The sequence below is a fragment of the Actinomadura formosensis genome, from assembly GCF_050948385.1.
GTDB classification, from domain to species: Bacteria; Actinomycetota; Actinomycetes; order Streptosporangiales; family Streptosporangiaceae; genus Spirillospora; species Spirillospora formosensis.
This window is the reverse complement of sequence record NZ_CP192011.1, coordinates 5,880,828-5,899,359: the sequence shown is the minus strand read 5'-3', so window position 1 is coordinate 5,899,359 and position 18,532 is coordinate 5,880,828. Positions and strand designations below refer to the sequence as shown.

General features: G+C 69.4%; 17 protein-coding genes. 14 read left to right on the top strand and 3 right to left on the bottom strand.

Annotated features, from left to right (window positions below):
* The first annotated feature begins 34 nt into the window (after positions 1–34).
* The 5 genes from ACQP1N_RS27750 to ACQP1N_RS27730 all read left to right on the top strand — a co-directional run bounded on the left by ACQP1N_RS27750 (position 35) and on the right by ACQP1N_RS27730 (position 5,461).
* Positions 35–1,486 (top strand): glycine hydroxymethyltransferase, encoded by a 1,452-nt coding sequence (locus ACQP1N_RS27750; protein WP_433227512.1) that lies wholly within the window; start codon positions 35–37, stop codon positions 1,484–1,486.
* A 715-nt stretch (positions 1,487–2,201) separates the two neighbouring features.
* A complete protein-coding gene (locus tag ACQP1N_RS27745; protein WP_067798819.1) occupies positions 2,202–3,026 on the top strand; it encodes an NAD-dependent epimerase/dehydratase family protein in 825 nt (274 codons plus the stop codon).
* Positions 3,027–3,045: 19 nt separating this feature from the next.
* Positions 3,046–3,933, top strand: coding sequence for a YdcF family protein (locus ACQP1N_RS27740; RefSeq protein WP_067798816.1), 888 nt, complete (start codon positions 3,046–3,048; stop codon positions 3,931–3,933).
* Positions 3,893–4,174, top strand: a complete 282-nt coding sequence (locus ACQP1N_RS27735) for a hypothetical protein (RefSeq protein ID WP_131732843.1) — start codon at positions 3,893–3,895, stop codon at positions 4,172–4,174. The genes ACQP1N_RS27740 and ACQP1N_RS27735 overlap by 41 nt, the downstream gene beginning before the upstream one ends.
* Before the next feature lie 126 nt (positions 4,175–4,300).
* A complete protein-coding gene (locus ACQP1N_RS27730; protein WP_433227511.1) occupies positions 4,301–5,461 on the top strand; it encodes an MFS transporter in 1,161 nt (386 codons plus the stop codon).
* A gap of 126 nt (positions 5,462–5,587) precedes the next feature.
* Here the strand turns inward: ACQP1N_RS27730 and ACQP1N_RS27725 are convergent, their stop codons facing one another.
* Complete coding sequence (locus tag ACQP1N_RS27725; RefSeq protein WP_433227510.1) at positions 5,588–6,949, bottom strand: M28 family peptidase; 1,362 nt, start codon at positions 6,947–6,949, stop codon at positions 5,588–5,590.
* A gap of 172 nt (positions 6,950–7,121) precedes the next feature.
* Here ACQP1N_RS27725 and ACQP1N_RS27720 point away from each other — a divergent pair, with 172 nt between their 5' ends.
* Positions 7,122–7,316, top strand: a complete 195-nt coding sequence (locus ACQP1N_RS27720; protein ID WP_433227509.1) for a hypothetical protein — start codon at positions 7,122–7,124, stop codon at positions 7,314–7,316.
* 320 nt (positions 7,317–7,636) lie between these two features.
* Positions 7,637–8,428 (top strand): SAM-dependent methyltransferase, encoded by a 792-nt coding sequence (locus tag ACQP1N_RS27715; RefSeq protein WP_433227508.1) that lies wholly within the window; start codon positions 7,637–7,639, stop codon positions 8,426–8,428.
* Positions 8,429–8,544: 116 nt separating this feature from the next.
* On the opposite strand, the gene ACQP1N_RS27710 is transcribed toward ACQP1N_RS27715, so the two are convergent.
* Positions 8,545–9,174: a hypothetical protein gene (locus ACQP1N_RS27710; protein ID WP_067798797.1), complete on the bottom strand. Its 630-nt coding sequence runs from the start codon at positions 9,172–9,174 to the stop codon at positions 8,545–8,547.
* 142 nt (positions 9,175–9,316) lie between these two features.
* On the opposite strand from ACQP1N_RS27710, the gene ACQP1N_RS27705 reads away from it, so the two are divergent.
* The 7 genes from ACQP1N_RS27705 (at position 9,317) to ACQP1N_RS27675 (ending at position 17,931) form a co-directional block, all read left to right on the top strand.
* Positions 9,317–10,564 (top strand): ATP-binding protein, encoded by a 1,248-nt coding sequence (locus ACQP1N_RS27705; RefSeq protein WP_433227507.1) that lies wholly within the window; start codon positions 9,317–9,319, stop codon positions 10,562–10,564.
* Positions 10,561–11,235, top strand: coding sequence for a LuxR C-terminal-related transcriptional regulator (locus ACQP1N_RS27700; RefSeq protein WP_433227506.1), 675 nt, complete (start codon positions 10,561–10,563; stop codon positions 11,233–11,235). Before ACQP1N_RS27705 ends, ACQP1N_RS27700 begins: the two co-directional genes overlap by 4 nt.
* Positions 11,236–11,350: 115 nt before the next feature.
* A complete protein-coding gene (locus tag ACQP1N_RS27695) occupies positions 11,351–12,652 on the top strand; it encodes a hypothetical protein (protein ID WP_433227505.1) in 1,302 nt (433 codons plus the stop codon).
* A 382-nt stretch (positions 12,653–13,034) separates the two neighbouring features.
* Entirely contained in the window at positions 13,035–14,378 is a 1,344-nt protein-coding gene (locus tag ACQP1N_RS27690; protein WP_067798783.1) for a hypothetical protein, read from the top strand.
* A gap of 10 nt (positions 14,379–14,388) precedes the next feature.
* On the top strand, positions 14,389–15,666 hold the full coding sequence (locus tag ACQP1N_RS27685; protein ID WP_433227504.1) for a DUF1116 domain-containing protein: 1,278 nt from the start codon (positions 14,389–14,391) through the stop codon (positions 15,664–15,666).
* A gap of 25 nt (positions 15,667–15,691) precedes the next feature.
* Positions 15,692–17,164 carry an APC family permease gene (locus ACQP1N_RS27680; RefSeq protein WP_433227503.1) on the top strand — a complete coding sequence of 491 codons (1,473 nt, stop codon included), beginning with the start codon at positions 15,692–15,694 and terminating at the stop codon, positions 17,162–17,164.
* Positions 17,165–17,202: 38 nt separating this feature from the next.
* Positions 17,203–17,931 (top strand): gamma-glutamyl-gamma-aminobutyrate hydrolase family protein, encoded by a 729-nt coding sequence (locus ACQP1N_RS27675; RefSeq protein ID WP_067798775.1) that lies wholly within the window; start codon positions 17,203–17,205, stop codon positions 17,929–17,931.
* Here the strand turns inward: ACQP1N_RS27675 and ACQP1N_RS27670 are convergent.
* On the bottom strand, positions 17,910–18,419 hold the full coding sequence (locus tag ACQP1N_RS27670; protein ID WP_131732841.1) for an Lrp/AsnC family transcriptional regulator: 510 nt from the start codon (positions 18,417–18,419) through the stop codon (positions 17,910–17,912). The two genes, ACQP1N_RS27675 and ACQP1N_RS27670, sit on opposite strands and share 22 nt — an antisense overlap.
* Between the last annotated feature and the right edge of the window lie 113 nt (positions 18,420–18,532).

The following is an 18,532-nucleotide window of genomic DNA, read 5'->3' as shown; positions in this document are numbered from 1 at the left end:
GTGACCGCGCCAGTCAGGTTGAGAGGGGACGCTCATGACCATATCCGGACAATTGCCGGAGTCACTCGCCTTCCGCAGCGGGCTAGAGGTGATCAAGCGAATCGAACCTCGTATCGCCGATGCCATCGAGAGTGAACTCCATGGTCAGCGCAATTCGCTGAAGTTGATCGCGAGCGAGAACTACGCATCGCCCGCCGTGCTGCTGGCCATGGGCAACTGGCTCAGTGACAAGTACGCGGAGGGCACGGTGGGCCGGCGGTTCTACGCGGGCTGCCGCAACGTCGACTCGGTGGAGACGATCGCCGCCGAGCACGCCCGCGAACTGTTCGGTGCCGGACATGCCTATGTGCAACCACATTCCGGTATCGATGCCAATCTCGTTGCGTATTGGGCAATTCTCGCGCAGCGGGTGGAACGGCCGGCGTTGATCCGGTCCGGTGTCCGCAACGTGAACGACCTCAGTGAGTCGGACTGGGCCGCGTTGCGCGCCTCCCTCGGCGATCAGCGACTGCTGGGCATGTCGCTGGACGCCGGCGGTCACCTCACCCACGGCTACCGGCCGAACATCTCCGGCAAGATGTTCCACCAGCGTAATTACGGGACCGACCCGAAGACGGGACTGCTCGACTACGACCAGGTGCGTGAGATCGCCCGCGAATTCCGGCCGCTCATCCTCGTCGCCGGATATTCGGCCTTCCCCAGACTGGTGAACTTCCGGGTGATGCGCGAGATAGCCGACGAGGTCGGCGCGACCCTCATGGTGGACATGGCGCATTTCGCCGGGCTGGTGGCCGGTAAGGTCATGGAAGGCGACTTCGACCCCGTGCGGCACGCCAACATCGTCACCACGACGACGCACAAGTCCCTGCGCGGCCCGCGCGGCGGCATGGTGCTGTGCGACGACGACCTCGCCCCGTTCGTCGACCGAGGCTGCCCGCTGGTCCTCGGCGGGCCGCTGCCGCACGTCATGGCGTCCAAGGCCGTCGCGCTGGCGGAGGCGCGGCAGCCGCAGTTCCGCGCCTACGCACGTCAGGTCGTGGACAACGCCGTCGCCCTCGCCGAAGGGCTGCTCGGCCACGGTGCCAGGCCCGTCACCGGTGGAACGGACAACCACCTTGTCCTGCTCGACGTCACCCCCTACGGGCTTACCGGCCGGCAGGCGGAGGCGGCGCTGCTGGACGCGGGCATCGTCACCAACCGCAACACGGTCCCGCAGGATCCCAACGGCGCCTGGTACACCTCAGGTGTGCGCCTGGGAACCCCGGCGCTGACCACCCGCGGCTTCGGCACGGCGGAGATGGCCGAGATCGCGGACCTCATCGACACCGTCCTGCGGCAGACCGCCCCGGGGACCGACACGGACGGAACACCCTCCAAGGTGCGCTACGTGATGCAGGAGGGCGTCGCGGCCGAGGTCGGCGGCCGTGTCACCGAGTTGCTCGCCGGCTTCCCGCTCTACCCGGAGGTCGATCTGGGCGGCCGGTAGACCGTCAACGCGAGCCCGGAGCCCGGCCGGGCTCCGGGCGCACCACGCACTGCATGAGCCTGCGGGGTGCGGAGTTCGGGTGCGGTGACCGAGCGAGGGAACCGGAGACCGCGGTGCTGCGCCGTCAGATCGACCGGCCTGATCCGGACGACGGGGACCGGATGCTGCCGGCTGCGCTGCCCCGGTCATCATGGCCGGGGGAGCGGCCGAAAGGCGTGATCCCTCGGTAGAAGTGGACTGAATGCTTCAGATGAAATTTATCGGCATACGGTCGACGAAGTGACTAGTGCATGCTGGTAAGTGTCCGAATGTTGTTTGGCTGCAACTAGTCTGGCCGCCTGGCCGGCGAAGCTATTGGCGGGTGCGCCCAATCGTCAACGATACCCGTGGAAACTCTCCGTGATCTGCGCAGCTCGTCGGCCTTTGCGTGCCTAAGTGGCCGATTCCGGACACGGGCACATCTTGTCTACAAGATATTGACTACTAGTCTCGTTCTGTGTCATTGGCGGCCAGCGACGGAAGTATCGCGATGCCGAACTGGATGTCGGCCCCGGCGACGGGGACATCGTGCCGGGTTATGCGTTCCAGCGCTCGGACACGGCGATGGCAAGATGTGCCCCCATCGTTTCATCGACATGAGCAGCTCCCTTCCCATGAATAGGGCAGCCTCCTCCTGGCCAATGCGCGAGCTGAACCCGACCCGGAAGGAAATGAAATGCGATACGCCGTGACCGGCGGTGACGGATTCATTGGCCGTTACGCCGTTCAATATCTCCGAGACCGCGGCCATGAAGCCTTCTCGATCGACCGTGCCTCCGGTGTCGACATTCTGGAGGACAAGCTGGGCCCCGCGGTGCGTGGGACGGACGGAGTGATCCACCTGGCCGGAATCCTGGGCACCGAAGAGCTGTTCGGATCGACCGAGGCGGCCGTCGACGTCAACGTCAAGGGCACGTACCGGGTTCTTGAAGCATGCCGTGACAACGGCGCCAGGTTCGTCGGCATCACCATGCCGCAGGTGTGGAACAACGTGTACCAGGCGACCAAACGGTGCGGGCAGGACCTTGCCTATGCGTGGAATGTCAATTTCGGGGTGCCGGTGAGTCATGTCCGGGCGTTCAACGCGTTCGGCCCGGGCCAGAAGCACTACGGCGTCCAGAAGATCGTCCCGACGTTCGCAGTCCGCGCCTGGAGCGGACGGCCCATCCCGATCTGGGGCGACGGCACCCAGACCATCGACCTGGTTCACTCGGCGGATCTCGGCCGCATGCTCGTCGATGCCCTGGGCTTCGGTGACCGGCAGGTCTTCGACGGCGGCACGGGACGGGCCTTCACGGTGAACCAGGTCGCGGAGTGGGTCCTTGAGGTGACAGGGTCCAGGGCGGGAGTCGAGTACCTTCCCATGCGCAAGGGGGAGACCGCGTCATCGGATCTCGTGGCAGAGGGCGAAGGATGGGACGCCCTGGGCTGGCATCCGGAGTTCCGCGCGGAGGAGTTAGAACGCACCATCGTGCACTACCGGCAGTTCTCAGAAGCCTGACACATTGTTCACGGTAGGTGTGGTCGTCGAGCGCGACGGCGGTCCGTCTCGCGCTTGCACCCTGGTCGTCGACGGCGCCTGCTCGGCGCACTGGCGGACGGACCATCCGGCGTCGGCGGACGTGCGGATCATCGTTCCCGAGCCGGTCCCCGGTCTGGTGCGCGCGGGCAAGGCCACCGGGACCTCGGTCGTGATGTCCGGCTGTGTCGCCATCGAGGGCGACCGGCGAGGTCTCGCGGCGCTCACCCGGGCGGTGGGCGGCCCCGGCTTCCGGCCGTGCCTGGCCCGTACCATGTCGCCTCCCGCGGCGGAGGGGGCCGTCGCCGCGGGGCGGATCCCGGCGGTGGTCGTCGTGCTGGCGGCTCCGAACGACGACCGGGGCGGCCTCAGCGTCATGGCGAAGGACCGGACACGAACGGCCGTCGACGTCGCACGCCGGACATCGGGGGCCCGGATCGTCCTGACGGGGGGATTCGGCCGGCAGTTCAATACGACCCGCGAACCACACTGGAAACACTGCCTGCGGTGGCTGGAACCGCAGGGTGTCCTCCTGAGTGACATCCTCGCCTGCCTGGAGACACGCCACACCTACGACGACCTTCTTTTCCTGCGGGAATTGCGTGACTATCACGATTTCGCGGACGCCTACCTGATCACCTCCGCCTACCACGCGGACCGAGTGCGTTACATCGCCAAGCTGGTCCTTCCGGAATGCCGAGTGGTGGCAGTCCAGCATTCAGAGCTGCCCGCAGAACGGCAGAAGACCTTCTCCGATCACGAGTCCGAGGCGCTGGCCCGAACTGTGGCGGCCACCCTGCTTTTCGGTCCCGACTTCCTGCCGACCCCACTCGAAAGGCGCCCCGGTCATGCAAACGACCCGGATGTACTGCGCCCACCCCCTCTTTGACCTCGGCGGTGTGCTCGCCGACTCGCTGCCGCCCATCGAGTGCAACCGGCGGACGTGGGCTGCAGAACGGCCCGCCGACACCGACCTTCCCTTCGCCGGTTTGCGCGGGCGCCGCGACATCGATGCCGTCCCGCTGGTGGCGCCGCGCCTGGATGCCGAGGGCGAGGAACACGACTTCGCCGGGCTGCGTCCGACCCCGGGCGCCGCCGCTCTCCGCGACGCCGTGCCACCCGGACGGTAGGCCCGTGGTGCCCGCCAAGGTGCGCGCCGCCGTCACGGGAGGGCTGGGCGCGGTGTCCCCGCCCATGCCCAACTGCCTGGTGATTGCCGAGGACATCTCCGCCGGAGAGCTGGTCACGGGGTGACCATGGGCGAACCAGCGGCCATGGCGCGCCCGGCGGAGGGCGGCCGGCGGTCCGGCGGCCGGCCCGGGTTCGCACCGGCTCTGATGATCTTGTTCCTCATCGGCGTCTCGCAGGCGAGTTTCGGCCCGCTGTTGCCGCTGTACAACGACAGGTTCGGCGTGGACACCCCGCGGTCCTCGCTGCTCATCACCGGGTACTTCACCGGGTCACTGCTGGTCATGCTGATGGCGTCGCTGATCCGGTTGCCCGGACGCCGGTTCTTCCCGTTCTCCCTGACGCTCTACGCGGCCGGAAACGCGGGACTGTTCCTCTCGCCATGGCTGGAGCCCGCGGTGGCATCCGCCTCGGTGACCGGCTTCGCGTCGGGCGGTCTGGCCTTGTACACCAACACCGCCTTCGCCCGGCAGGAGCGGGGCGTGTCGTTGATCAACCTGCTCAACGGGATGTTCGCCGCGGGGACGATCGTCGGCCCGCTGGCGGCGGGCTGGTCGATCGGCACGGGAAGACCGTACGGGTTCCTGGCGGTGACGCTCGGTGTGATTTTCTGCTACCGGATCTCGCGCCTGCATAGCTGGCCTGCGGGCGGGGAATCGCGGCCGCCCGGTGCCTCGTCCGGCACCTCCATCTCGCGGTTCATCGCGCCGTTCCTGCTGCTCTACCTCTGCTACGGAGTTCTGGAAACGGGCGTCGGGGGATGGGCCGCCACCCATCTCCAGAGCCAGGGATTCTCCGCGGCGAACGCCGCCCGGATCCTGGCCGCCTTCTGGGCGGGAACCGCCGTCGCCAAGTTCGCGGTTCCCTGCTACGCGGCCAGGACCCCGGAGAGAAAGATCATCCTCCTCGGGCTGGTCGGCACGGCGATGGCCCTGGCTCTGGCCGCGGTGCCACACGCATCCGTCATCGCCTACGCCGCCACGGGCCTCGCACTCGGCCCGGTCTTTCCGACGGGCCTCGCCTGGCTGGTCCGGCTCGGCGGAGACCGGCGTGCCGTCGGCATGGCGTCAGCGTCGTCGATGGTCGGAAGTACCCTGCTACCGATCCTGATCAACTGGCCCGTCACTCATGCGCCCGCGACCATTCCCCTGGTCCTTTCCGCGGTCGGCGTCCTCTCCATAGCCGCAGCCTCCTGGGCATGGCGGTCGGCGCCGTCGACTCGCCGGTGACCACGCCACCTCACCCGGGGACACCCCACACCGACGAGGGCGCCGACGAACGGCGGATCCGTTTCGGGGACGCGGGGTGCCCGCCGCCCGGAGGCAGGCCCGCGGGCGGCGGGCACACGTCCGCTGTTACTTGCGGCGCGCCACGTCGTACGCGGCGCAGCCGATCAGTTCGAGGGACACCTGGAGCCGTTCCAGGCTGACGTTCTGGGCGATCGTGTCCTCGGGGGTGTGGTAGAGCGGTTCGAGCTGGCTGGGCGCCTCATTGCCGCGCCAGCTGAAGTTGCCCGCCGGAATGCCGCGCTCGTGGAAGGCCTCGTGGTCGCTGGAGCCGCGGGCGGTGGGGCCCTCGGTCTGGTCGACGTAGCCGAGCCGGCGCGCGGCGGCGTTCACCGCGGCCGTGGTGGTGTTGTCCGCGCCGTCCACGGACAGCAGCCAGTACGTTTCCGCAGGCGGATGGCTGGTGGCGACCATGTCGTTCTGGAAGCAGCCGGTGATCTGCTTGACGCCCGCCTCGTCGAGCTGCTTCACGTAGTGCCGGGCGCCGATCAGGCCGTACTCCTCCGAGGCCCACAGGCAGATGCGGATCGCCTGCTGGGTGGGGAGCCGCTTCAGAACGCGCGCCAACTCCAGGCACAGTGCGGTTCCGCTGCCGTCGTCGTTGCCGCCGGGCGAGCCGGGGACGCTGTCGTAGTGTGCGCTGACGATGACGGCCTTGCCCTCGGGGTTGGGCAGCGACGATTTCCGCTCGGCCAGGACGTTGTACGAGGTCAGCCCGGAGTGATGGGTGACCTCGAAGGACAGCTGCCGGGCGCCCGCGCGGATCCGTTCGCCGTGGTATTCGGCCAGGCCCAGCACCGGGATCGCGACCGGCGCCTTCAGGTTCGGGGTGAAAGAGCCGGGCTTGCGCTCGGGATAGGTGACCGAGCGTGCGTTGATGATGAGCGCCGCGCTGGCGCCCGCGTCCGCGGCGGCCTTGGCCTGTTCGGTCTCCATGCCGACCACGCGGTCGAACAGCACCGGCCTGCCGCGCACATCGCCGGTGACCTCGGTGACCCGGCCCACGTCCACGACCTCGCCGTGCACAGAGGCGACGGCGCCCTGCGGGGAGGCGCTGCACTGCCAGGGCCGCTCGCCTCGGGCGTGGATCTCCGCCAGGTACTTGTCGGCGACGGGGAAGGGCTGTAGTTCGACCTTGTAGCCGAGGTCGCGCAGATACTCGGCGATGTAGCGGGCGGCGCGGTGCTCGGCCGGGGTGCCGGCGACGCGCCAGCCGATCTCGTTGCTGAGCACCTCCAGGTGCCGCAGCGCCCGGCGGGCGTCGACGCGGGCGACCACGGCCTTGTCGCCGGCGGTGAGGGAGGGCGGCAGGGTGGCACCGGGGCGCTGCCGGGTCGCGGCGGCGGCGGTACCGGGGAGCAGGCCGACGGTCGCGAACCCGGCGAAGGCCGCGACTCCGGCCAGCAGGTCACGGCGTTTGACCTCGGACATGGCGTCTCCTCAGGGAGATAGAGGCCGTGCCCGCCGAGCTCGGATCGCGAGCCGGTGGCGAACGACGGCGCGGCAAGGAACTATGCCCCCGTTCGCGCGAATCTACGAAATCACCTCAACACCGACAATAATGGCCCGACATTCCGCAACCGAATCGTGATAAATGTTGATCATGTTGATCGAGAGCGAGTGGACCGGCGTCACATTGTGCGCCCCTTCCCTGGACGGTGCGATGATCAAGCACGTCAGGGAGGTGACAGCACGTCTTCGCTCGTCCCGGCTCTCGACGGCGTCGACCGCGCATGTGCGCGACCACCGCTATGCGGCTGCGGTACAGCGTGTAATGGAATTGGATTTGAGTTTTTAGTCTTGAACCGACCTCAGAACAAACCATTGGCACATGTGAAGCCGGGACTGCCTGGCCTCCACTGGTTGTCTCTGCGGGTAGTACGTCACCTTCAGTCCGAGCTTCGCGTGTGGGTCCACTTCGGTCACCGCGATGGTGGAGACGCAGGCGCCGGTTGCGGATGATCCTTGGGGACGTTCCCGGCCAGGGGCACTCTGACCAATGGTCCGCGTCCCGTCATGACCACAGTTGGCCGGGTCCGGTGCCCCCGTTCCGCTCTCTACTGCCCTCAGCGGCTCCTACGGTGTAAACCGATATATTCCTCTCATATCGAGGCCCTGATGAACAAACCGAGCATCAACCCGGATGTCCCGCACTCCGCGCGCGTGTGGAACTACATCCTCGGTGGCAAGGACAACTACCCGGCCGACCAGGAGGCCGGTGATCAGGCCATGCAGATGCTGCCGGAGGTGGCCCGGCTGGCCCGCGAGTCCCGCCAGTACCTCAACCGGGCGGTGTCCTACCTGGTCGAAGAGGCCGGGGTCCGGCAGTTCCTGGATGTCGGAACGGGTCTGCCCACGGTCGACAACACCCACGAGGTCGCGCAACGGTCCGCGCCCGAGGCGCGAATCGTCTATGTCGACCACGACCCCCTGGTGCTGGCGCACGCCCGGGCATTGCTGACCAGCCATCCCGCGGGCGCCTGCGACTACATCCACGCCGACCTGCGCGACCCCGACACGATCTTGAAACAGGCCGGCCGGACGCTGGACTTCACTGAGCCGATCGCGCTGATGCTCATGGGCGTCACCGAGTTCATCCCCGACGACCAGCAGGCCTTCGGCATCGTCGACCGTCTGGTGGCAGCACTGCCGTCGGGGTCGTATCTGGCGCTGTACGCCACGACCAACGTGGTGCACGGCGAGCGCACCGACCGGGCGATCGAGATGTGGAACCAGGCCGAGAGCACCGCCCCCATGACGGCCCGCTCGGTGGAGCAGATCGCCATGTTCTTCCGCGGGCTGGAGCCGGTGGATCCGGGCCTGGTCGAGATCACCCAGTGGAGGCCCGTCCATTCGGCCCTGACCGGCGACCCGGTCGACGGGTACGCCGGTATCGGGCGCAAGCCGTGACCACCCTCGCTTCCCCGGCGAACCCGGTGGTGCCGGCCAACTCCTTTCCGCACTGATGGAGAAAGGCGGGTGTCCCGGCGGCGCCCGCGTCCGGAAGAAGGTCTGCGACTCCCGCGTCAGCGGCGGCCGTTCTGGGCGACGCATCGGGCGACGGCCTTCGCGAGGAAGGGCTCCAGGGGCTGGCCGACGGCGGTGTCGGCCGAAAGCAGCAGCGGAGTGCCGTCCTCGCCCTTGCCGAAGCAGGCGATGCGACCGGTTTCGACGCCCATGACCGGGTCGAGGATGTACGGATCCTTGTTCGCCCACATCACCTGCTGGTCGGCCGCCAGGCCCGTCCGGAGCCGCGCCTTGCGCAGCTTCTTGTTGCGCGGAGGGCTCTGCGAGAGCGGGTAGGCGGGCACCAGCGGCTCCGTACGGGCCATCGGGTAGGCGTGGCCCTCGGGGTCCAGGGCGAAAGCCCCGAGCGGCCAGCGGCGGCCGACGATCATGACGCGGCCGGCGAGCACGAACCCCCAGAGCTCCAACCGCTCGTTGGGCTTGCGCGCCTCCAGCACGGGGACGGACGGGACGGCGGCGTCCCGAAGGTGGCGCGCCGAGGCCGACAGCAGATCCTGGACGCGGGCCACGACCTGTTGCCACTCGGGCAGTTCGCCGTGCCGCCGGGCGTTCTCGCTCGCGGCGCGCGCCGCCGCCTGCTCGTCGAGCCTGCGCCGCTCGGCCGACACCAGATCATCGAAGTCGGACACGTCACCGTCCTGCCTTGCCGCGGGCCTGGGAGCACCGCGTGCACGGCGGCCGCCCCTAGACGATCGCACACGCGATCAAGGCGGGACAATCCCGGGAAATGCCGGGTGGTGCGGACGGAACGGGGTCGGGGATCATGCGGGCATGAAGCTGATCGGCGGGCTGCGGCGGCCCGCGCTGCCGACGACTCCGGCGGGGGTGGAGTTGTGCGCGGTGGCGGTGTTCGCAGGCGTGCGCGCGGTGAACCTGGCGCAGTTCGCCGTCGCGTCGCCGGTCGCCCTGCGGCACGCGACCTCGCCGGTCCTGCTGCTGGTGGTCCTCGGCGGCTACCTGGCCGAGTCGGTGGCGGTCGGCGCGGTCGTGGTCGGTGCCCGCGCCTACCGTGACCGCCGCTGGGGCTGGGCCGACACGGTGACCGCGGGTGCGGTGCTGCTGGCCCAGCCGCTGTTCACCGCCGCGTCCGACCGTACGGGGAGCTGGACGGCGTGGGGGTTCGCCTGCACGTTGAGCTCCGCCGTGGGAGCGGCGGTCGTGTTCACGCGGCGGCGGCACATTGCGGCCGCGGTCGCCGTCCTCGCCGGGTGCTACCTGGCCGCGACCCTGCCGGGGGCAGCGGACGGCGCGGCGGCGACCGCGCTGGGCAACGCGTTCGCCTATGCCGGGTTCGCGGTGCTGGCCCGGCTGCTGATCGGTTACCTGCGGCGGCTGGCCGGCGACGTCGAGCGCGCGCGGGAGGAGGCGGCGCGGGCGGCGGCCGAGGCGGCGCGGCTGCGGGAGCGGGAACGGCAGCGGCTGCTGCTGCACGACAACATCAGCGTGCTGCGGCTGTTCGCCGGAGGCGGCGTCCCCGAGGAGCTGGACGGGCCGCTGCGTGCGCAGGCGATGGCGCTGGCCAACCGGGTCCGCGCGTTCCTGGACGACCCGGCGGCCGACCCGCCGGTGGACGCGGACGCGGGCGACCCGTCACTGGTCTCGGTGCTGCGGGCGGCCGTCGGCGACTACCGCGACCTGCCCGTGGAGGCCAGCGTGGACCTGGCCGGCGGTGTCCGCCTGCCGGAACCCGCCGCCGGGGCCGTCCGCGCGGCCGTGGGCACCCTGCTGGCGAACGTGCGGGTGCATGCGGACGCTTCGAACGTCGTCGTGCACGCCGACGCCGATCCCGCCGAAGGCGAATGGGAGGTGACCGTCGCCGACGACGGCCGCGGGTTCGACCCGGCCGCCACGCCGCGCGGGTTCGGGCTGCGCGTCCAGGTCGAGCAGGCTCTGGCCGCCCACGGGATCGCCGTGCACGTGCACTCGGTCCCCGGCGACGGTACGCGGGTCACGCTGCGCGGACCCCTGCCCGGCGGACCCGCCTTGCGGGGGGCCGTCGAGCCGGAGGTCGCGTCGTGACGGGCGAGCCCCGCGTGCGGGTGGCGGCGATCGACGACGACACCCTCATCCGGGACGGCCTCCGGGTCCTGGTGCCGGGCCTGGACGTCGTGGCCGCGTGCCAGGACGTGGCGGCGTTCCTGGCCGTCCGCCCACACGCGGAGGTCGTCCTGCTCGACCTCACGCTGACCGGCACCGGAACCGATCCCGTCCTCCAGGGGCCCGACGCGGTGGCGGCGCTCGCCGCGGACGGGTGGCGCGTCCTCGTCTACACCAACGAGCGGCGCCGCGCCGTCCTGGTCGCATGCTTGAACGCGGGGGCGCGCGGCATCGTGCACAAGGCCGAGCCGCTGCCCGTGCTCGCCGATGCCGCCGCCGATGTCGCGGCCGGCCGGATCGTCATCACCCAAGCCCTGACCGGGCTGGCGGAGCTGGCCGGACGGCGCGGCCGGCTGCCCGGCCTGTCACCCCGGGAACGGGACGTGTTGGCGGGACGAGCCCGCGGCGAATCGTTCCGCAGCATCGCGCGACGCCTGTTCATCACCGAGAAGACCGCGTCCGGATACATGGACCAGGTCAAGCATAAGTTCGCCGCCTACCTGCGCGGGCACTCGCCCGCGGATCTGGAGCGCGCGCTCGGGCTGGAACCCGCCGGGCTCACTGACCGGTATCCGCGCGACCTACCTCCCTGACCCACCGCAGCGCCCCGACCGCTTCGTCCACCGGCTCCCACCCGTTCGCCACCGCCACCGCCACCGCCACCGCCACCGACTCGTCTGCGCGGACCGTGATCGCACAAGGAGCCGCATGCCGTTCTCCGCCCCTCCCTGTTCGCAGCCCGGCACCGCCCGCTTCCGCGGTCTTCTCGCCGTAGCGACGCTCGTGGTCGCGTTCCTGTGCGTCCTCGCACCGGGCGCGCGTGCCGACGCCCCGTCGCTGCACGCCACCCCCTCACACCCGACCAACCGCGAACCCGTGACGATCAGCGGCAGGTTCCAGGGCGCCGCCTCGGGCCTGGACGTCCTGCTGCAACGGGAGGGCGGCATGTTCGGCGGTGAATGGGAGCCTGCCGCGTCGACCACGACGCGAAAGGGCGGTTCGTTCGCCTTCCACCTCGACCGCGTTGACGGTGACGAGACGTACCGGGCGGTACTGTCGGGCGATGGGCGCCGGAGGCTCTCCAAGGAGTTCAAGCTCGGCGTCCGGTACGAGTCGGTCGACCGGCGCTGGGTCCGCGGTGACGCCACCGGCAACCGCAGGACGTTCTTCACCTGCTTCGACTCCGCCGGCGACCAGTGCGCGAGCAACGACGACGCCCACACCTCGCCCACCTGGCTCGCCGCCGTCCTGGTGCTGTGCTTCCTCGGCGGCGCCGCACTGCTGGTGTGGGGCGCGGTGGCGCTGCCCAAGAAGGTGCGCGCCGCGGCGGCCGTCATCGGCCTGGTCGCCTGGGTCCCGCTGTTCGCCGACCTGGCCTTCGGCTATGCGATCCCCCGTGTCGGGATGGAGCACAACGCCATCCTCGTCACGTTCCTGTACCCGCTGTACCTGCTCGTCCTGCTGCTCGGCATCGCCTTGATGATCGGCTACCCATTCCTCATGGCCAGGCTGATGCGGGCGGACGTCATGCCGCACGGCCGTCCAGGCCGGGCCGGGCTGTTCGGCGCCGTGCTCGCCGTCCTGGTGATCTGGGGGGAGATCTACAAGCACGCGCCCGCCGTGGCGGCCGGGCCGTTCGCGGTGAAAACGCACTGGCTCAACGACGCGGTGCACACCTGGTCGCTGCAGTGGCCGGTGTCCGTGCTGTGGACGGTCCTGGAGTTCTTCGCCACGCAGGCGGGCCTGGTCTCGTTCGGCGCGCTCGCCCTCGTGTCCGTGCTGCTGCCCGCGCCCCGGGGCATGCCGGGCACGTCCGCGCTGACGCTGGCGCACGGCACCGCCGCCAACGTGTCGGCCTTCATCGTGGGGAGCGCCGCCGTCGCCGTCATCTCGATCGTCGTGTTCGCGGTCCTCGTCCTGGCGGCGGTCGCGCTGATGGCCTACGTCATGTTCTACATCCTGGTCGCCTTCACGACCGCCGCCATGCTGGCCTACCTCCTCAAACGCTGAGCCGCCGGCCGAAACCCGCATGTGTCAGGGGGATCGCCCTGGGGCGAACGGTGGTGCGCCGTTCGCGATAGCCGGTGCCGGCGAGTGGATTGATCACGTAGACCTTCCGGCCGGTACTTCGCAGGCAGGCGTCAGCAGTTCGCGGTGAGTCGTGTCCTCGATGAGGCGTCGCCGCGCACGGTGAGCGGTGGACCCCGCCGCCACCCCGATCGCGCACCGTCCGCAGGGGCTTACCGAAGCCTCAGGCGGTATCAGGCATGCCCTCCGTCGTCCCAACGCCCTGACGCCTGGAATCGAAATCATGCACTCATGCGGCCTTGAAGTGTTGACATTCGATCCACAGAACCCCACTATGGGTCGAAATCAAGCAGAGGAGTGGTTTGTGTCACAGCTGGAAGTCCTCCGAGACCGGTTGATCGAGCAGGGCGTCAAGTACGTGTTCGGCTTCTATGTGGACATCCATGGGGTGCCGAAGAGCAAGTGCGTCCCGGTGGAGTCGCTGCCCTCCATGGCGAAGGGCTCGGAGCTGTACACCGTGGGGGCGCTGGAGGGCATGGGCGACCTCGGCCCGCATGAGGACGAGTGCGCGGGCATCCCCGACCTGGACCGGCTGGTAATCCTGCCCTGGAAGCCGGAGTTCGCGGTGGTGCCGACCAGCCTGCACCTCGACGGCGGGCTCTACCCGCAGGAGGCGCGCAACTTCCTGCTCCGCCAGGTCAACGAGGCCGCGGAGATGGGCTTCGTCGCCAACGTGGGGATCGAGCCGGAGTTCTACGTCGTGCGCGAGACCGGCCAGGGGTGGGAGCCGCTGGTGCCGCAGGACCGGTTGGACGCGCCGACGCGGGGCTACGACCTGGAGACCACGGTGCTGGCCGAGCCCTTCCTGGGGCCGATGGTCGAGTACATGAACCAGCTCGGCTACGGCGTCTACTCCTTCGACCACGAGGGCGGCGACGGGCAGTACGAGTTCAACTTCGACTACACCGACGCGCTCACCATGGCCGACCGCATGGTGATCTTCCGGCTGATGGCCAAGCACGTCGCTCGCGAACTCGGCTGCATCGCCACGTTCATGGCCAAGCCGTTCCAGGACGACTTCGGCTCCGCGTCGCACGTGAACATCAGCCTGGCCGACAAGGAGACCGGCCGGAACGTCTTCGAGGCCGGGTCCGGCGGCGGTTACAGCGACACCGCCCGCCACTTCGTGGCCGGCGTGCTGGCCCACGCGGGCGCCATTTGCGCGGTGACGTCGCCGACGGTCAACTCCTACAAGCGGTTCACCAGCAAGGGGTTCATGGACGAGATCTCCTGGGCCCCGGTCTACCGGGGCTGGGGCGAGAACAACCGGACCCTGATGTGCCGGATGCCGGTGAACCGGTACTGCCTTGAGGTGCGCACCGTGGACGCCTCGGTCAACTACCACCTCGGCATCGGGCTGATCCTCGCCGCCGGGCTGGACGGCGTCGCCAACAAGCTCGACCCGGGCGAGCCGCTCAACCGCGACACCTATCGGATGAGCGCGGAGGAACTCGCCGGATACGGCGACCTCGCGCTGCCGCGCTCGCTGGAGCAGGCGCTGGACCTGTTCGAGGCCGACGGCCTCGCCGAGCGGGTCATGGGCAAGGAGTTCCACCGCACCTTCCTGGACTACAAGCGGGCGGAGTGCCGCGAGTACGGATCGGTGGTCACCGACTGGGAGACCCGGAACTACCTGCAGAGGCTTTGAGATGCCCACCGTGAACGAGACCTCGGCCGAAGCGCGCCGCCTGCGGGCCAACACGGAGGCATCGGCGAGAATGGTCGGCGCCGAGCCCGTGCTGGTGGGCGTGGCCGCGGCCGGTGACGTCGTGCCCGGGATGACGCCCACCACCATCCTGACCTCCGGGGCACCGCTGGAATGGCCCGAGTACACGGGCGGCCAGCGTCGCGCCATCCTCTACGGCGCGGTCTACGAGGGCTTGGCGGGGAGCGCCGAGGACGCCGAGGCCAAGCTCGATCGCGGCGAGATCCAGGTGCGCTCCACCCAGCAGCACGACTGCATAGGCTCGGTCGCCGGCATCTACACCGCCTCGATGCCGGTGTTCATCGTCCGCGACGACGTCCACGGCAACCTCGCCTTCTGCAACTTCTACGAAGGCAAGAGCCGCTACCGGCTCAACTACGGGTCCTACGACCAAGAAGTCGCCGACGGGCTGCGGTGGCTGGAGTCGACCATGGCGCCGGTGCTGGCCGAGTGCCTCGCCGGCGACCCGATCCCGCTCAAGCCGATGATGGCCCGGGCGTTGCGGCTGGGCGACGAGCTGCACAGCCGCAACACGGCGGCCACCCTGCTGCTGCAGCGGGAGCTGACCCCGCGGCTGTTCGCACTGGCCACGGCGGCGGAGTGGCGGACGCGGGTGGAGGAGGTCATGGACTTCTTCCTGGCGAACGACTACACCTTCCTGAGACTCGGCATGGCCGCGGCCAAGGCCACCGCGGACGCCGCCCACGGCGTCGAGCACAGCAGCCTGGTCACGGGAATGGCGATCAACTGCCGCGAGTTCGCGATCCGCGTCAGCGGTCTGGGCCAGGAGTGGTTCCGCGGCGGCCACCCCGAGCTTCAAGGACGGTTCTTCGACGGTTTCACCGCGGCCGACGCCGAATGGATCGGCGGAGAGAGCTGCGTCACCGAGACCATCGGCCTCGGCGGGATGGCACAGGCGTGCGCCCCGTCGCTGATGGACTACCAGGGCGGCAGTTTCCAGGCGATGATGGCCAACAACGAGGCGATGTACGCCATCACCTCGGCCGAGCATCCCACCTACCGGATCCCGGCGTTCGACTTCCGCGGAACGCCGGTGGGCATCGACCTGCACGCCGTCGTCGCCACCGGCGTCACTCCGCTGATCGACGGCGGCCTGGCCGGACGGTCCGGAGGCCAGATCGGCGCCGGCGTCCTGCGGCCCCGCATCGAGGCGTTCACCGCCGCGGCCGCCGCCTACGCGGAGCGCTACCCGACCTCGATCGCTTCCTGACCACGATGCACCCCTGGAGACAGCCATGACGAACCCGGAGCAGGCGAACACCGTCGGCGGCAGAGCGGCGAACGCGTCCGCGCCCCTGATCCAGGGCCGAATGGGCCCCTTCGAGCTGGCCTTCTTCGTCGTGGCCGCGGCCGGGCCACTCCTGGTGGTGGCGGGTTTCGCCCCGCTGGCCTTCATGATCGGCGGGATCGGAGCCCCCGGCGCCCAGCTCGTCGCGGGCATCGTGCTCCTGCTGTTCGCGGTCGGCCTGACCCGGATGGCGCTGCGCATCAAGAACGCCGGCGCCTTCTACTCCTACATCGGGCAGGGCCTCGGCCGGCCGGTCGGCGGCGGGGCGGCCACGCTGGCGATGGCGGCGTACTCGGTGATCGCCATCGGCCAGCTCGGGGCGGTCGGGGCCTTCGCCGCGGTGCCGGTCCGGGACGCCCTCGGGATCGACGTGCCGTGGCCGGTGTTCTCGTTCACCGCGCTGGCCATCGTGGTCTACCTGGGCCACCGGCAGATCTCGCTCAGCGCGAAGGTGCTCGGCGTCGCCCTGCTGTCGGAGGCCGCGATCCTGCTGGTCCTCGCCGCGCCGGTGCTCTGGCAGGGCGGCGCGGACGGTCTCGACCTGCGCTCCTTCTCCCCATCGGCGATCTTCGCGGGCGGCGGCACGGGCGCGATGTTCGCCATCGTGTTCGGCGCGTTCATCGGGTTCGAGTCGACCGCGATCTACTCGGAAGAGGCCCGCGACCCCGAGCGGACCGTCCCCCGGGCCGTCTACCTGGCCGTGGGATTCCTGGCCCTCTTCTACACGTTCATGGCATGGATCGTCTACGTCGCCTACGGCAAGGCGTCGATCGTGGACGCCGCCACCGCCGACCCGGTCGGGCTGGTGTTCGCCGCGACGGAGAAGTACGTCGGGCACGGTGCGGTGGTCGTGATGGAGATCCTGCTGGTGACCAGTGCGTTCGCGTCCACGCTGGCCTTCCACAACACCGCGTCGCGGTACCTGTTCACACTCGGACGCGAAAAGATGCTGCCCGGCAAGCTCGCCCGTGTCCACCCCGACCACCATTCGCCGTACGTGGCCAGCGCCGTCCAGGGGGCCATCGGCCTGGTGGCGGTCACCGCGTTCGTGCTCGCGGGAGCCGACCCCTACCTTCAGGTGTTCCTGCTGCTGGTGGCGCCGGGCGTGCTGGCCGTGATCGTCCTGCAGGCATTGTGCTCCCTCGCGATCGCGGTCTACTTCAACCGGGTGAACACCACGCATGGGCTGAGCGTGTGGAGCACAACGGTGGCGCCACTTCTCAGTCTCGCCGGACTGGGCGTCGCGTCGTGGCTGGTGGCGCGCAACTTCGAGCTGCTGTCGGGCCGCACCGACTGGGTGAACTTCCTCCTTCTCAGCTTCATTCCGCTGGCGTTCCTCGCCGGAACCGTGCGGTCGCTGCAGCTCAAACAGGGCCGCCCGGATGTCTACGCCCGGCTGACCAAGACCGAGGTCTTCTGAGCGTTCCGCCGGTACGGAACGCCAACCGCGAGGTAGTCGTGACGGGCAAGCCTCTGATCGGCATCAGCGCCGACCTGGCTGAATCCGCATGGGATGTCCGGCGGCGGCGAGCGGTCGTGCTTCCGGTGGCCTACCACGAGCAGGTCCTGGCCGCCGGCGGGCTCGCCGCCGTCCTCCCTCCCCAGTTGGGGGCGGCATCCGACGTGGTCGAGAAGCTCGACGGCCTGGTGCTGGCCGGGGGAGGGGACATCGACCCCCGGCGGTACGGGGCGCGACCGCATCCGTCCGTGCGCGCGGCGGACGCGCTGCGGGACGAGTGGGAGATCCGGCTCACCGGCTTCGCCCTGGCCGCCGACCTGCCCATCCTCGGCATCTGCCGGGGCATGCAATTGCTCAACGTCGTACGCGGCGGCACCCTGATCCAGCATCTTCCCGATGTCGTCCATACCGACACGCATCTGCCGGTCCGTTCAGGGTTCGGAAAGCACCCGATCACCACCCGGCCCGGCAGCAGGTTGCACGCCGCGCTCGGGGAACGCGCCGACATCGCCACCCACCACCATCAGGCGGTCGGTGACCTCGGCCGGGGAGTGGTGGAGTCGGCGTGGGCCGAGGACGGGATCATCGAGGGTATCGAGGTTCGTGACCGGACCTTCGCCTGCGGGGTGCAGGGCCACGCGGAGGAGAGCGGAATGACCGGGCTGTTCGAGCAGTTCGTCGGTGTGGCGGCCGTGCGCCGGACCGCTCAGCCGAGTTCCCACTCGTAGGAGAACTTCTCGATCTTGAGGATGAGCGAGGTCTCCACGGCGGTGATTCCCGGCAGCGCTCCGAGTACCTCGGTGGTGAATCGGAGCAGGTGCTCCTTGTCGTAGAAGAAAGCCTCGATCATCACGTCGAAACGCCCCGTGGACAGACCGCAATAGCGGACCTCCGGCGCTTCGACCAGTTTCTGGCTCACTTCGCGAAGGTGAGTGAGGCTCACCGAGAGCCCGATGATCGCCGAGATGTTGTACCCGGCCAGCCGGGGAGTGGGCACCGCGACGATTTCGATGAGGTCCCGGTCGCGCATCGCCGCGATGCGCTTACGCACGGTCGTCTCGGTGATCCCCAGCCGCCTCGCGATCGCGGAGTTCGACGTGCGCCCGTCTTTCTGGAGGATCCGAAGGATCTCACGATCGGTGCTGTCCAGCACTGACAGTGAAGGGGCGATATGTCCCGGCCTCATGCCGCCCTGAGAATCCTCCTTGCCACCCACTCGCCCAGGGTATCGCCAACAACGACCTTGACCACTATTGGGCCTTCCACGTGCGCCGCGAGCATGAACGCACCCGCCACCAGGACGAGTACGCACTCACCGTCTGATCACCG

Excerpts from the sequence above, each read along its gene's own strand:
- ACQP1N_RS27750 (WP_433227512.1), top strand. The coding sequence starts at position 35 with ATGACCATATCCGGACAATTGCCGGAGTCACTCGCCTTCCGCAGCGGG.
- ACQP1N_RS27745 (WP_067798819.1), top strand. The coding sequence starts at position 2,202 with ATGCGATACGCCGTGACCGGCGGTGACGGATTCATTGGCCGTTACGCC.
- ACQP1N_RS27735 (WP_131732843.1), top strand. The coding sequence starts at position 3,893 with ATGCAAACGACCCGGATGTACTGCGCCCACCCCCTCTTTGACCTCGGC.
- ACQP1N_RS27730 (WP_433227511.1), top strand. The coding sequence starts at position 4,301 with ATGGGCGAACCAGCGGCCATGGCGCGCCCGGCGGAGGGCGGCCGGCGG.
- ACQP1N_RS27725 (WP_433227510.1), bottom strand. The coding sequence starts at position 6,949 with ATGTCCGAGGTCAAACGCCGTGACCTGCTGGCCGGAGTCGCGGCCTTC.
- ACQP1N_RS27720 (WP_433227509.1), top strand. The coding sequence starts at position 7,122 with ATGTTGATCGAGAGCGAGTGGACCGGCGTCACATTGTGCGCCCCTTCC.
- ACQP1N_RS27715 (WP_433227508.1), top strand. The coding sequence starts at position 7,637 with ATGAACAAACCGAGCATCAACCCGGATGTCCCGCACTCCGCGCGCGTG.
- ACQP1N_RS27705 (WP_433227507.1), top strand. The coding sequence starts at position 9,317 with ATGAAGCTGATCGGCGGGCTGCGGCGGCCCGCGCTGCCGACGACTCCG.
- ACQP1N_RS27695 (WP_433227505.1), top strand. The coding sequence starts at position 11,351 with ATGCCGTTCTCCGCCCCTCCCTGTTCGCAGCCCGGCACCGCCCGCTTC.
- ACQP1N_RS27680 (WP_433227503.1), top strand. The coding sequence starts at position 15,692 with ATGACGAACCCGGAGCAGGCGAACACCGTCGGCGGCAGAGCGGCGAAC.